The 13,780-nt window shown below is 57.7% G+C and carries 10 protein-coding genes and 1 CRISPR repeat array; of the genes, 6 read left to right on the top strand and 4 right to left on the bottom strand.

From position 1 onward, the window contains the following. The 4 genes from M0R33_RS23550 to lexA all read right to left on the bottom strand — a co-directional run. Window positions 1-1,067, bottom strand: a 1,067-nt coding sequence (locus tag M0R33_RS23550; protein WP_292574402.1) for a PHP domain-containing protein, incomplete at its 3' end; no start/stop codon positions are given. Continuing rightward, window positions 1,051-2,538, bottom strand: a complete 1,488-nt coding sequence (locus tag M0R33_RS23545) for a DNA polymerase Y family protein (protein ID WP_292574401.1) — start codon at window positions 2,536-2,538, stop codon at window positions 1,051-1,053. The genes M0R33_RS23550 and M0R33_RS23545, both read right to left, overlap by 17 nt. 1 nt (window position 2,539) lies before the next feature. Then, entirely contained in the window at window positions 2,540-3,160 is a 621-nt protein-coding gene (gene imuA / locus M0R33_RS23540) for a translesion DNA synthesis-associated protein ImuA (RefSeq protein WP_292574400.1), read from the bottom strand. After that, window positions 3,157-3,765, bottom strand: a complete 609-nt coding sequence (lexA, locus tag M0R33_RS23535; protein WP_292574399.1) for a transcriptional repressor LexA — start codon at window positions 3,763-3,765, stop codon at window positions 3,157-3,159. The genes imuA and lexA overlap by 4 nt, the downstream gene beginning before the upstream one ends. A 194-nt stretch (window positions 3,766-3,959) precedes the next feature. On the opposite strand from lexA, the gene M0R33_RS23530 reads away from it, so the two are divergent. The 6 genes from M0R33_RS23530 to M0R33_RS23505 all read left to right on the top strand — a co-directional run bounded on the left by M0R33_RS23530 (window position 3,960) and on the right by M0R33_RS23505 (window position 11,822). Continuing rightward, window positions 3,960-5,231 (top strand): ABC transporter substrate-binding protein, encoded by a 1,272-nt coding sequence (locus M0R33_RS23530; RefSeq protein WP_292574398.1) that lies wholly within the window; start codon window positions 3,960-3,962, stop codon window positions 5,229-5,231. Continuing rightward, complete coding sequence (locus tag M0R33_RS23525; protein ID WP_292574397.1) at window positions 5,228-6,106, top strand: sugar ABC transporter permease; 879 nt, start codon at window positions 5,228-5,230, stop codon at window positions 6,104-6,106. The genes M0R33_RS23530 and M0R33_RS23525 overlap by 4 nt, the downstream gene beginning before the upstream one ends. Continuing rightward, the gene (locus M0R33_RS23520) at window positions 6,103-6,930 is read left to right on the top strand and encodes a carbohydrate ABC transporter permease (protein WP_292574396.1); all 828 of its coding nucleotides are present in this window, start codon (window positions 6,103-6,105) and stop codon (window positions 6,928-6,930) included. The genes M0R33_RS23525 and M0R33_RS23520 overlap by 4 nt, the downstream gene beginning before the upstream one ends. 10 nt (window positions 6,931-6,940) lie before the next feature. Next, entirely contained in the window at window positions 6,941-8,104 is a 1,164-nt protein-coding gene (gene ugpC / locus M0R33_RS23515) for a sn-glycerol-3-phosphate ABC transporter ATP-binding protein UgpC (RefSeq protein ID WP_292574395.1), read from the top strand. A 311-nt stretch (window positions 8,105-8,415) separates the two neighbouring features. Beyond that, window positions 8,416-9,873: a hypothetical protein gene (locus tag M0R33_RS23510; RefSeq protein WP_292574394.1), complete on the top strand. Its 1,458-nt coding sequence runs from the start codon at window positions 8,416-8,418 to the stop codon at window positions 9,871-9,873. After that, window positions 9,870-11,822, top strand: a complete 1,953-nt coding sequence (locus M0R33_RS23505; RefSeq protein ID WP_292574393.1) for a DUF3857 and transglutaminase domain-containing protein — start codon at window positions 9,870-9,872, stop codon at window positions 11,820-11,822. Before M0R33_RS23510 ends, M0R33_RS23505 begins: the two co-directional genes overlap by 4 nt. 294 nt (window positions 11,823-12,116) lie before the next feature. Next, window positions 12,117-13,672: direct repeats of the CRISPR family, unit length 28 nt; unit sequence GGTTCATCCCCGCGGGTGCGGGGAACGC. Window positions 13,673-13,780: the final 108 nt, after the last annotated feature.

The raw sequence follows: 13,780 nt of genomic DNA, 5'->3' as shown, positions 1-13,780 counted from the left end.
ACCTCGGTAATACCCAGGAAATAGCACACCGCCGAATTAGCCGCCGAGCCGCGACCCTGGCACAAAATGGCTTGGCTTTTGGCAAAAGCCACAATGTCGTGCACGGTCAGAAAATACGGTTCGTAAGCCAGTTCTGCAATCAAGGCCAGCTCATGCTCGATTTGCCGCCGCACCTTGGCCGGTTCGCCGTCGGGCCAGCGCAGCCTAAGGCCCGTTTCGGTCAAATGCCTCAGCCAGGAAGCCGGCGTATGCTCGTCCGGCACCAATTCGCTCGGGTATTCGTAGCGCAGCTCATCCAGCGAAAACCGGCAGCGACCGGCGATAAGCATGGTTTCGTCCAGCCAAGCCCTGGGATACAGCTCGGCCAGCCGGGTTAATGGTCTGAGATGGCGCTCGCCGTTGGCAAACAGCGCATAACCCAGTTCCGGCAATGGCTGGCCGAGACGAATCGAGGTCAAGGTATCCTGCAGCGCCTGCCGCGAACGGCGATGCATATGCACATCGTTGCAGGCCACCAACGAAATATCGAGCTGCCGGGCCAGCGCTTCGAGCGCGGCCCGGTTTTCATTGTCCCGGCCGGACAAAAACAGCCCGGCACCCAACCACAAATCGTGGCGAAAATGCTGTTTCAGCCAACGACCCGCCGAGATATCGCAACGGGTATCCGGCAACCAAATCGCCAAACAGTTGGCCGGAAAATGCCGCTGCAAATCGTCTCGGCTCAATCGATAGCAGCCCTTGTCGGCCTGACGGCGGCCGACAGTGATTAAATGGGCCAGATTGCCGTAACCGGTGCGATCGGTGGCCAATAGCAACAATTTCAAACCGTCGTCCAGCCGCATTTCGCTGCCGACGATCAAATCAACATTGTATTTGCGGGCCGCCAGGTGCGCCCTGACCACGCCGGCCAGCGAGCATTCATCGGTCAATGCCAAGGCCCGGTAACCGAGCCGGGCCGCTTCGGCCACCAATTCCTCCGGATGCGAGGCCCCGCGCAAGAAACTGAAGTTGGATAAGCAATGCAGCTCGGCGAAAGCCGGCGGCTCTGTTTCAGCCGAACAGACCATGGCAATACCAGCCGCCGCCCGGATTGAGGTTGCGAAACACCAACAATTTGCGGCCTGCTCTGTCGTAGGCGATTCGATAATCGCGCCTCAATGGCCCGCCGTCCCACCAGCCCGACTCGATACGCTCGCTATCCGGCAGGCAATCCAACTCGGCGGGATTAACCGCTTCCGGTTCCGGCAGCAACCAGACAGGCCGCACCGACAACGGTGCATCGATCGCGGCAGCCGAATAGCTCAGAAAACCCGCCCGCTCCGGCCTATGCTCGGCATTGGCGGCCGGATACTGTAAGGCCTGGTGGCCGAGGCGGTTTTGTAATTGCTCCAAGGCGGTTTGCCAATCTTGTTCGCGTTCCTGGCCGTCGTCGAACAAACTAAAGGTTTGCGGCTGAAACGGCGCAATCGCCTCGCTGACCAGTTCGAGGCTCAATACCGGCGCCGGCAGTACGGTACGCTCCAGTTTTTCCCGCAGCAATCGGCAGCAATGCCCGGCGTCGCGACTGGGGACGCGAAAGCTCAGCTCGATGCGGCTGGCCGGCTGCCGGTAATGATATAAGGACAGGCGCACGCCGAGTGCGGCGGCATCGCGCTGGCGCAGAAACCCGGCCAGCTCTGCGGCCAGCTGTTCGACGGCCGGAAAGAAATGCTCCAACTTCTCCAGTTCGGTCGGCAATTCCCGGCTGCCGGCAAAACGTGGCGGCCGGTGAAACTGCCGCAGCACCCGGTTGTCGTTACCGGCCAGGGCGTCTAAATGGCGCAGCAACGCAGTACTGTAACGGCGAGCCAGGCCATCGCGCGGCAGACGCCACAGGTCGGCCAAGCACTGTACGCCGGTACGCGATAGCCGCTTCAACAAGTCATTGTCCAAACCCAACCCCGCCAACGGCACCGGTCCCAGCAGGAATCGCAATTCGAGCTGCCGCCGTACCAGTATTTCCAGGTTTAAGCGCGCTAATAATTCGGAGGCTGCCGGCGACGGAGCCAAGGAAATTACGCATTTATAACCCACACCGAGTAGGGCCTGGCGCAGACTTTCGCGCAACCGTTCAGCACCGCCGAACAAAGTCAGACAGGTACCGACTTCCAGCAATACGGCATTCGGACAATCCAGACTGACCCAAGGACTGAAGGCCAGGGCGGCATCGGCCAGGCGACTTAAAGCGATTTGCTCCATCCGGCTATCCCTGTCCCGGATTTGCAAACCGGGGCATAAAGCCAGCGCGGCGGCCGGCGTCATACCCGCTGCCACGCCGGCCTGCCGGGCCGACTCGGAAACCGCGCACAGACCTGACCGGCCCTTATGTTGCTCCCGCAAGGCAACAGCCTGCCGTAAATCCAGGCCGGCGGCGGTGAGTGCCAGCTCGGGGAAATAAGCGCACAACCATAGTTTCGGCCTCTTTGAGGGAACGACCGGTTCGGTAGCTAGCTGCGGGAAAGAGTCCGGCGTTAAAACACCGGCAACGGCGGTGTTCATGCTACAACGCCAGCAACAAGCGATGTTGGCGCAGACTGCCGCGCGCTTTACGGATTTCCAGCAGCAAACCGTCGGCTTGACGTTGCAAGGCAATGTTTAGGGCCGCATGCCCGGTCGATGCCCCCGGCCCGGTAAACAGCACCGCCAGCGCATTGCCGGCTTCGGCGGCCAGTTGCAGGCGGCGGGTTTGATGCGCGGCCAGCCGTTGTTTCGGCCAAGCCAACGCCATCCCGCAGCAACCGGTGCGCAGCAATTTTTCCAATGCCCACAGCAGGTCGGCGTTGCTGGAGCAAGCAACCACCAGCAGTTGCGCCGGCTCGATGCCGGCCTGTTGCAAACCGGGCGCATAGGGCCGATAAGGCGGCGCCAGCCAGACGATACGCCGGCCCTGCCGGCTCAGCTCGGCCATGGCCGGTAACAGCAACGGCAATTCTCCGCCGCCGATGCGCGCTATCTCCAGGTTCAACAATGCCCCAGCCGGCCAACCGCCGCCCGGCAGCAAGCCATCCAGTTCCGGGAACCCGGTCGGGATGCCGGTTTGCAGGCTATCCGGGCTTTGCAGACCGCGCCAGACCAAGCTTTGGCTGCGTAGCCAGTCGTCGAGTGGTTTTGAGGTGGTCATGGCAGATCGCTACGAATCACACCGACCACGATGCCTTCTATGACCAGCGTATCGCGTTGCAGATCGATTTCTATCGCTGCGAAGTCCGGATTCTCCGGCTGCAAAATCGCCTTGTCGCCGTCCAGCCGCAAACGCTTGACGGTAGCTTCATCGCCGATACGCGCCACCACAATCTGGCCGCTATCGGCCTGCGGCGTGCGTTGTACCGCCAGCAAGTCGCCATCCAATATGCCGGCATCGCGCATGCTCATGCCGTGCACCCGCAACAAATAATCGGCGCGGCGCCGGAACAGATCCGGGCCGAGCTGGCAATAAGCCTCGATATGTTCTTCGGCCAAAATCGGCTGTCCGGCGGCCACCCGGCCAACCAATGGCAAGCCGTTAGCCATGCCGGGTTTTAATAAGCGAATGCCGCGCGACGCCGACGGCACCAGCTCGATCATTCCCTTACGCGCCAGCGCCTGCAAATGGCCGCGAATACTGTTGGTCGAGCGCACCTGAAAGGCGGCGGCGATTTCGGCGATAGTCGGCGGAAAACCGGCTTCGGCCAGGCTTTGTTCGATAAAGTCGAGTACGGCTTGTTGCCGGTCGGTTAGTGGCTTCATACTGCTTTTAAAATTACTGACTATATGTGCAGTATAAAGCGCTTTTAATAACCTTGGCAAGATGGCGTATAGCGGTTTTTGTTGCCCCTTTTACCTCAACATGGGTTATAACGAACATTATTGGAAATAGGCGGTCACCTGCCTCAAGGCCATCTCAACTCAGGCTTTACCGGGCAAACCGAAAGATGAGGATAATGAACAGCTCCATAGCCACCCCTGTTATTCACGGGCATTCAACACTGCGAACCCTGGCCATCTTGCTAACGCTGATCGTCCCAGGCTGCCAAAACGAGCCGCCGCCACCGCAACCCATGCTGAATTGGTATGTGTTCGACGAACGCTCCGGCGCATTTCGCCAAGCCGCCGCCGCTTGCTCGGCACAAGCGGCGGGACGCTATCAAATCGCCCTCACGCCGCTTCCCAGCGACGCCGACCAACAGCGCGAGCAACTGGTGCGTCGTCTGGCCGCCGCCGACTCGGCCATCGACATTATCGGCATGGACGTGATCTGGACCGCCGAATTCGCCGCCGCCGGCTGGCTGCTAGCTTGGCCGGACGAAACATCGCGACACATAGCGAATGGACGCTTACCGGCGGCGGTGGCCAGCAGCCGTTATAAAGACCGGAGTTGGGCCGTCCCGTTTACCAGCAACGCCCAATTGTTGTGGTATCGCACAGACCGCATTGCTCAAGCTCCCGATAACTGGCAATCCCTTATCGGCCAAGCCGAAGCCATGGCCGCGCCGGGGAGTATCCAATTGCAAGGCCAGCGTTACGAAGGCCTGACGGTATTTTTCGTTTCCCTGCTGGCCTCGGCCGGTGGATCGGTGCTGAACGCGAACGGCGAGCTGTCTCTGCCGGACGAAGCCACCCTGACCGCCCTGACCATGATGCAGCGTATCGCCACGTCGCCGGCCGTATCGCCATCCTTGGCCACCGACCGCGAGGATCAATCGCGGCTGGCCTTCGAAACCGGCCGACCGAGTTTTATGCTCAACTATTCCTTTGTCTGGCCCAGCGCGCATCAAAATGCACCCGAGGTCGCCAGACACATGGCCTATAGCCGCTGGCCGGCTATCAGCCCGAATCAACCCAGCCGCGTCACGCTGGGCGGTATCAATCTGGGCATTGCCGCCTACGGCCGACACCCGCAACTGGCTTTTGAGGCGGCAGAATGCCTGGCATCGGCGGCCAACCAAATCAAGGCCGCCGTGCAAGGCGGCATGCCGCCTACCCTGGAAGCTTTATACGACAACCCCGAAATACGGCGACATTTTCCGTTTGCCGACACTTTGCGCGACACTTTGCGCGATGCGGTGCTAAGGCCGCCCAGCCCGGTTTACAATGACATTTCCCTGGCTATCAGCCGTACCTTGCACCCCATGCGCAACATAGAGCCCACCGCCGACCTGCCAAGACTGCGCCGAGCCGTGCAACGGGCCTTGAATTCGGAGGGCTTGTTATGAGTAGCCACCCGGCCGAACGCCGTCTGGCTTGGTTACTGTGCGCGCCCGCCGTGGCGGCGATGCTGCTGGTTACCGCCTATCCGATTGCTTATGCGCTGTGGTTGTCTTTGTTTCGCTACGATTTGCGTTTTCCGGCACAGCGCAGCTTTGTCGGCCTGGCCAATTATGCCAGCGTGCTTGGCTCGGAAGTCTGGTGGAAGGCCTTGACCAATACCTTGCTTATCACCGTCGGCTCGGTCGGTTTCGAATTCATCCTGGGTTTGGCACTGGCGCTGCTGGCCCACAAAACCACTATCGGCCGTCGCAGCGTCAGAACCGCAATCCTGGTGCCCTACGCCATCATCACCGTGGTGGCGGCACTGGCCTGGAAATTCGCCTTCGATCCCACCACCGGGTTCATTAACGCCCTACTGGGTTTGCAAAACGCCTGGCTTACCGAACATTGGTCGGCGTTTATGGTGATCATCTGCAGCGAAATCTGGAAAACCACACCGTTTATGGCCTTGCTGCTGCTGGCCGGATTGACCCAAATCCCGGCGGATCTACTGAAAGCCGCCCGAGTGGACGGAGCAACGGCCTGGCAACGCTTACGCCTGATCACCCTGCCGTTAATGAAACCGACGATCATGGTGGCCTTATTGTTCCGCACCCTGGACGCCTTCCGGATTTTCGACACCGTCTATGTGCAGACCCGCGGCGCCCAGGACACCGAAACCGTATCCATCGTCGGCTACAACACCTTGATCGTGCGGCTTAATTTAGGGCTGGGCTCGACGGTGTCGGTATTGATCTTCATCTGCGTGCTGCTGATCGCCTGGCTGTTCATCAAAGGCTTCGGCGCCCCGTTCGAACAGCGCAGCGGCGGCCCGTCATGAAATTCAGCCTGGAAAAACTGTTTTGGAGCGGCTGCGGCCTGCTGGCCGTGTTTTACGCACTGTTACCGGTGGTATGGATCGTTTCGCTGTCCTTGAAACGTCCGGCCGACTTAAACGACCAACGCTTCTTTGCCAGCCAAATCAGCTTCGATAATTACCGAAACGTTTTCGGCGACGCCCAATTTCCGGCGGCGTTATGGAATTCGGTCGGCATTGCCGGCATCGCCACCTTATTGTCGGTCACGCTGGCGATGTTTGCCGCCTATGCCATCGTGCGCCTGGAATTTCCCGGCAAAAAAGCCGTACTGGCCGGCGCTTTAGCCATCGCCATGTTCCCGCCGGTCGCCATCATCGGCCCATTGTTCAATTTATGGCGCCTGTTCGGCCTGTTCGACAGCTGGGCCGGTTTGATCCTGCCTTACATGACCTTTACCTTACCTTTGGCGATCTGGACCCTGGCGGCCTTTTTCCGGGAAATCCCCTGGGATTTGGACAAGGCGGCTCGAGTGGACGGTGCGACGCCGTTGCAGGCATTTATATATATCATCGCGCCGCTGGCGGCACCCGGCGTGTTCACCTCGGCGATACTGGTGTTTATTTTCGCCTGGAACGATTTTCTGTTTGCCACCGCGCTGACCTCCACCAACGCAGCCCGCACGGTGCCGGCCGCCATCGCTTTTTTCACCGGCAGCTCGCAATTCGAACAACCCATAGGCTCAATTGCCGCCGCGTCGGTCGTGGTGACGCTGCCGGTCATCCTGCTGGTACTGTTGTTCCAGCGCCGTATCGTCGCCGGGCTGACCGCCGGCGCAGTGAAAGGATAGGAACACGAACATGGCGGAAATTGTACTCAACCAGGTCAGCAAGACTTTTCCGGACGGCACCACACCTTTAAAGTCCGCCAGTTTCACCATACAGGACGGCGAGTTTTTTATTTTGGTCGGCCCGTCCGGCTGCGGCAAATCCACCCTGCTGAATCTGATCGTCGGTCTGGAACAGCTCAGTGGCGGCGAAATCCGGGTCGACGGGCAACTGGTTAACGGCTTGGATCCCAAGGATCGCAACATGGCGATGGTGTTCCAAAGCTATGCGATCTATCCGCACATGACTGTCCGGGAAAACCTGGCCTTTCCGTTAAAATTGGCCAAACTGCCGCAAACGGAAATCAACCACCGAGTAAGCCAAGCCGCCGACATTCTGGAATTGACCGCCCTGCTCGACCGCAAGCCGGCCAGCCTCTCCGGCGGCCAGCGTCAGCGTGTGGCCATGGGCCGCGCCATTGTCCGCGAACCCAAGGCATTTTTATTGGACGAACCGCTGTCCAATCTGGATGCCAGATTGCGGGTACAAATGCGCGGCGAAATCGCCCGCCTGCAAAAACGCTTGGGCACCACCATGCTTTATGTCACCCACGACCAGACCGAAGCCATGACCTTGGGCGACCGGGTGGCGGTGCTGCATCAAGGCGAAGTACAACAAATAGGCACCCCGCAAACACTTTACCAACAGCCGGCCAATTTATTCGTGGCCGGCTTTATCGGCTCGCCGGGCATGAATCTATTACCGGCGCAAATCAACGGCACCCGACTGATGTTGCCGATCGGTGAAATCGAACCGGCCCAACAACCACCGCAGACCGGCAATCAACTGATAGCCGGCTTTCGCCCCGAGCACTTGCGCTATATCGAAGCAGGTTGTGAGAGCGCCGCCGATTTAGTGTTCGAGGCCACCGCCGAGGTCGTGGAATGGCTGGGAGCCGAACTTTTCGTCCATTTCGATACCCATTGCCCGCCCGCTTGGCTGCAAACGGACTGGCCGGCAGAATTGTCCGGTAAAATCCACGCCGACGGCAGACTTTCCTGCGTGGCCAGACTCGATCCCGCCGTTTCCATCAAAAAAGGCGACAGGCTTCTATTCGCACTGGAGGCCGGCAAGATTCAATTGTTCGACCGGCAAACCGGTTGTAACTTACATAATGACAGCTGTAATCGAGACTGATGGTAACCGATATTCAAGAACGTGACCTTTAGCGCCCAGCACACCGTTGCGCCGCTGCCGGGTCTGCTAGCGCATTGTTTCAGGACAACAGGGTTCTTTAATTCACGTCCGTAATTCGGCGGCATTCCGGTTTCGCGATAGCCATCCGCCAACCCGGATAATGAGCGGGTAAAGCAATCAAATTTGTCAAAACCCGCATTTCATTTTAGAGTTTGCCATCAGTTGCCGGGCCCGAGGTATTGCCAATAGCCGGCCTGCAGTGAATTTCAGCGGTAAACCCTGCGTACAAATTTGATTATTTTGGATAAGGCATGGAAGATTCGGCACGAAGCAAGCAACGCTTGGTTTTATATGGTGTGACGCTACTTTATTTGAGTTTGGCATTGCTGGCGGGAATCAGTGCCGATCAACTGGCTGCCGAGACCAAGGCGCTGGGTTATATCGGCCCGCCAGGATGGACGGCAATAGCGGTATTAACATTGCTTGCCGCGATCAAAGGGTATCGGGGAGGCCTCTGGTTTATCGCCGGCACCTTTCTGGCCGCCCTCTCCGTCGTGTTCATATCCGTCGCCGATAACGGTTACCTGCAAGGTGATCGCAACACCTTGACCGGCGGGATAGCCTTAGCCTCTATAATATTGATACTCGCAGCGTTGCTGTTTTGGCAGGGACAGAAACGCCACCGTCGTATAGCCCACGGCGACATTTTTGCCGCCGTTGAAACCGCAGCGGTTGCCGGGGGCAGCCGGTCTGAGCCGCAATCCCCGGACGAACCGCTCATGCTTTATCCGCCGATGCGCAACTGGCGGGTATTTTTACTAATGCTGTTCAGCGCCAGCTTGTATTCGTGTTTTCTGATGTACCGGATTGCCAGAGATCTTCGCGAATTGGGCCAAAAGCAGTTGCATCCCTTGCATTGCGCCTGGCAGATGTTAATACCGCTCTACAACTTCACCGTATTCCTGAACATTGCCAAACACACCACCCGACTAGCGCGCCAAAACGGTATCGCGGTGAAATTTTCGCCGACCATGTTGATGTTGATGTTGATCGCGGCTTACGCCGGCGGTTACCTGATGCCGGATTTTCTATTTGTGCTTGCCATAGTGATCACCGCCATCCCCTGGCTGATCCTGAACCAGCGCATGAATCGACTGCGCTGCCTGCAAACAGCTAACTTTCGCGAAGCACCCGATCGCTTTAGTTGGCGGCAACGCTTCGTGCTGATATTCGGCTTACCGTTTATTGCGCTGGGATTGCTCGGCAGTAAATCCGACTTTTCCTTTTATGTCGCCGACCGTCTGGAAGCCGAACAAACCGTATCCGGACAGCCGGCACTTTATCAATTAACCATTCCCGACCGGCAGTGGCGGCAAGTTGCCGTAGGCACCCTGTATCCCGATACCGATATGGAGTTGCTGAACAAGAAGTTGAAGGAATGGGTAGTGGTTCGAGTTTTGCCCAACCAACAACAGACGCTAGATACTTTTGTCGACCAACGCAAAGCCATTATCGCCGCCAGCTGGAACAACTTCGAGGTGGAGGAAACCAGAACCTTTGCCGTCGGCGCCGACATGGTCCCAATATCTCTCGCTCGATACACTAAGACCGAGGCGTATATTTCTCAAGACTCGCCATTGTTTGTCGCCACATTGGTTACCGCCAATCAGGCTTTCGAGGTAATAGGACACGGTTCAGTCAGTTCAGGCAGCAGTGCCTGGGACTTGGTTAAAAGCTTTCGACTGCTTGCCAGCGAGAACACATTATGAGTATGTCGTTGCTATTGACACTGGTATTGGCATTCAGCTCCATGCCGCTGGCGGCCACGCCCGGTCACACGCTGAAATTAGCCGGCTATAGTCCGGATATGTTGCGCTGGACTTCGGCAACCCGGCATGCAAACTACCGGGAACTTGCACCGCCAGCGGTCCGAATCGCCGAATTCGAGAAATCGGGCTATCGCAGCGTCGCTTTGGATGAATCCCATCTTCTGCATATCGGTCGCGACAAGACTGTCGAAGAAACCATTACTGCCGTCCAACTATATTTGACGGCGGCAGGCGCTGAAAACGACGGCAACCTCGGATTTTGGATGGATGCCACTCAGCAACGCGCGGAAATCGAGGCGGCTTACGTATTGCAGCCGGATGCCGGTGTAATCGACGTTGAACCGGAAACGATACAAATCAACACTGATAATTCGGCAAATATATTCACCGATAATGTGTATGTGACGCTGCCGTTCCCGCAACTTAAACCGGGCAGCATCGCGGTGCTACGCTACAAAATTTTCACTCCGCAAAATAACTTGGATTTCCCATGGTTCCGTAACTTTTATCCGGTCAATCTATACCCTATCGAACATTTTCAAGTAAACGTAAATTGGGACGATGCCGCCCACAAACCCGCCTGGCGTACTGATTATCCCAAGCTGGTTTGCCGGGAAAACGCCTTCGACCTAACTTGCACGAGTAACGAAGCCGCGCCGCCACTATCGACCGATAGAGATATGCCGTCGCTTTACGACGTATTACCGGTATTGGCTTTAGCGGAACAGAGCAATTGGAGCGTGCTTTCCAGCAGTATGCGCAGCCTTACCGAAACGGCATTGACCGATGATAAACGTATAGCGGATACGGCCGCGCGCTTACGCGGAAGCGTTACTAACGCCAGCGAAATCATTACCCGCTTGGCGCTATTCGTATCCCGAGATATCCGTTATGTCGGCATCGAACACGGCCATGGCGGCATGACGCCCCGCCCCACACCCAATACGCTGGAACGCCGCTTCGGCGATTGCAAGGACAAAACCATGTTATTCGTCGATCTGGCCAGGCATTCCGGACTGGACGCCTACCCCGTGCTGACCTCTACTCAGCGGACATCGCTGGCCAAACTGCTATTGCCGGCTACCAATTATTTCAATCATATGGTGGCTTGCGTCAAGCCTACCGAAGATAAAGAAGTTTGCCTGGATTTGACCGACCCGGACATATCGAGTGGCCATCTGTCCTATGCTGTGCAGGGTGCCGTCGCGTTAACGGTGGGCAGAGGAACAGACGCCCCCCGCAATCTGAATGCCGATCAATACACCTGGGTTGTCAAGGTTAAAGCAGGCAATAAAATGAATGCGGACGGCAGTATCGTCGAAACATTGCAGCGACACTATGCGTCGCATTGGGGGGCCGGTCTGCGTAGAGCACTCGCGGCAAAATCACGCAGGGAATTAAATCGCTGGCTATTGGAAGACTACCAGGCAATTATGGGAAACAAAGTCACCCCCGAGGTCGGTTTGCAAGGATTGGACGAGCCGGAATCGGCGCTGTCGATGACATCGACAGCAGAATTTCACAACCTATTCAACGGCAAGAATATCCGTGCCTACCAAGAACCAGACCCTTGGCTGCACAACCTGGCGGACAAGTCCAAAACCATCAACAGTCACTATGCTTATCCTTTCAAAGGCATAAATTATCAAAGCGAAATCAGCTACCAGCTATATCCGGAAAAACGCCTCGACAACGTCGGCCCAAAAATCGACTACATCTCACCGTGGGGGGCGTTTCACCGTTACTACCGGCATAATGGCGACGAAGTGACGGCTTATACCGACTTGAAAATGCCGAGAGCCCAAGTACCCATCGACAAAATTCCTGAATTTAATCGTTTTCTCGACCTGGTGGGGCGGGAGACCCGGATATGGTTCGGATTACACTAATTCGGCATACCGATCGGGGATTGGCATCACCTCCATCACAATCACGGCTGGATTTATTATTGGAAACGCCTCCACAGCTTTGAGCAAACCTTGCGACAGCCTCAAGATGGATTTATGACCCAAACAACTTCAATTGCGATTACCGCAAAGCAAAGCTGCAGCGTGGGGTCGGCAAGTGGCCGCCAGGCTTGATACTCGCTGTTGGCAAAACAACGCCAAGCCAGACCATTCTTACTACCGCGCGGTTTGATAACTTAGACGTCGATACCGATACCCGCAAAGTTGGCCACCCCACGATTCATCCCCGCGGGTGCGGGGAACGCGATGTAGGGGCGGATTCATCCGCCGGATCGACCGGTTCATCCCCGCGGGTGCGGGGAACGCCTGGTTTTTGTAGGGGCGAATTTATTCGCCTGCGGTTCATCCCCGCGGGTGCGGGGAACGCCACTACCAACCCGGACAAACCTTTGCCGATGGCGGTTCATCCCCGCGGGTGCGGGGAACGCGGATGCTATTTCCGAATCCCGCGGTGCGGCAACGGTTCATCCCCGCGGGTGCGGGGAACGCGATGCAACTCCCGGTAACTGCCCGAACGTCTGCGGTTCATCCCCGCGGGTGCGGGGAACGCTCATATTGCTACGCGTATAGGATTACAGCAATCGGTTCATCCCCGCGGGTGCGGGGAACGCGCCGAAGTTGCAACCATTACCCAAGACAATTTCGGTTCATCCCCGCGGGTGCGGGGAACGCGCGTGTTAAATACCAAGGCAAAACATACTACCTGGTTCATCCCCGCGGGTGCGGGGAACGCCCTGTCTCGGGTGTTTTACGCAAGTCGGTTGACGGTTCATCCCCGCGGGTGCGGGGAACGCCGGCAGCTCCACCAGCTCGCAGCGTTGCACCACGGTTCATCCCCGCGGGTGCGGGGAACGCCGACTTCCACCCAAACGGCTAGCCACATATTCCGGTTCATCCCCGCGGGTGCGGGGAACGCCAAATCAGGAACATTAAGCGCTAAATACGCAGCGGTTCATCCCCGCGGGTGCGGGGAACGCATACCCCCATTCCATCTAAGCCCGTAGACTCTCGGTTCATCCCCGCGGGTGCGGGGAACGCTTATACAAATCAAGCGACACCGGACCCTGTTACGGTTCATCCCCGCGGGTGCGGGGAACGCGCGATGGTGTCCACGCTGCGGTTGTGCCGGGCCGGTTCATCCCCGCGGGTGCGGGGAACGCTTCGGCGTCTAAGACTGTATATGACGATAAGTACGGTTCATCCCCGCGGGTGCGGGGAACGCTTGGAAAAAAGTATTGGCGATATCTCGCCAGCCGGTTCATCCCCGCGGGTGCGGGGAACGCCTCAATATCCCACTGTCGATATCGGCGGTGGACGGTTCATCCCCGCGGGTGCGGGGAACGCATTGTCGGCGTCTGCCGCGCCGGTAAGTGCGGCGGTTCATCCCCGCGGGTGCGGGGAACGCTGTCCAAAACCAGTCAAAAACTCGTATAAAAACGGTTCATCCCCGCGGGTGCGGGGAACGCTTAGGAGAATTTATGAACATTACAAACGCAACGCGGTTCATCCCCGCGGGTGCGGGGAACGCAGCCCTCGGCTTTTGACTTGTCAATAGAATTACGGTTCATCCCCGCGGGTGCGGGGAACGCAAGTTAACACGGCTCGCGGCGTTCTCCGCAGTCGGTTCATCCCCGCGGGTGCGGGGAACGCGCCGCTAAGTCTTTTGTTAGTGTTTACACTTTAGGTTCATCCCCGCGGGTGCGGGGAACGCTCTGGTATGGTTCCTGCGTCTACTGTTCCTGCCGGTTCATCCCCGCGGGTGCGGGCCCCCCGCGTCAAAATAGTTGTCGCCTCAAATTTTTAGAACCCTTTAAATTTGAGATAAAAAATGAATCTTTCCAAGAAACAGTATTCTGACGAGTTCAGAGAGCAAGCCCTGG

This window comes from Methylomonas sp. (assembly GCF_023228165.1).
GTDB lineage: Bacteria > Pseudomonadota > Gammaproteobacteria > Methylococcales > Methylomonadaceae > Methylomonas.
This window is presented reverse-complemented; position numbering and strand designations above follow the sequence as displayed.

Excerpts from the sequence above, each read along its gene's own strand:
- M0R33_RS23545 (WP_292574401.1), bottom strand. The coding sequence starts at position 2,538 with ATGAACACCGCCGTTGCCGGTGTTTTAACGCCGGACTCTTTCCCGCAG.
- imuA (WP_292574400.1), bottom strand. The coding sequence starts at position 3,160 with ATGACCACCTCAAAACCACTCGACGACTGGCTACGCAGCCAAAGCTTG.
- lexA (WP_292574399.1), bottom strand. The coding sequence starts at position 3,765 with ATGAAGCCACTAACCGACCGGCAACAAGCCGTACTCGACTTTATCGAA.
- M0R33_RS23530 (WP_292574398.1), top strand. The coding sequence starts at position 3,960 with ATGAACAGCTCCATAGCCACCCCTGTTATTCACGGGCATTCAACACTG.
- M0R33_RS23525 (WP_292574397.1), top strand. The coding sequence starts at position 5,228 with ATGAGTAGCCACCCGGCCGAACGCCGTCTGGCTTGGTTACTGTGCGCG.
- M0R33_RS23520 (WP_292574396.1), top strand. The coding sequence starts at position 6,103 with ATGAAATTCAGCCTGGAAAAACTGTTTTGGAGCGGCTGCGGCCTGCTG.
- ugpC (WP_292574395.1), top strand. The coding sequence starts at position 6,941 with ATGGCGGAAATTGTACTCAACCAGGTCAGCAAGACTTTTCCGGACGGC.
- M0R33_RS23510 (WP_292574394.1), top strand. The coding sequence starts at position 8,416 with ATGGAAGATTCGGCACGAAGCAAGCAACGCTTGGTTTTATATGGTGTG.
- M0R33_RS23505 (WP_292574393.1), top strand. The coding sequence starts at position 9,870 with ATGAGTATGTCGTTGCTATTGACACTGGTATTGGCATTCAGCTCCATG.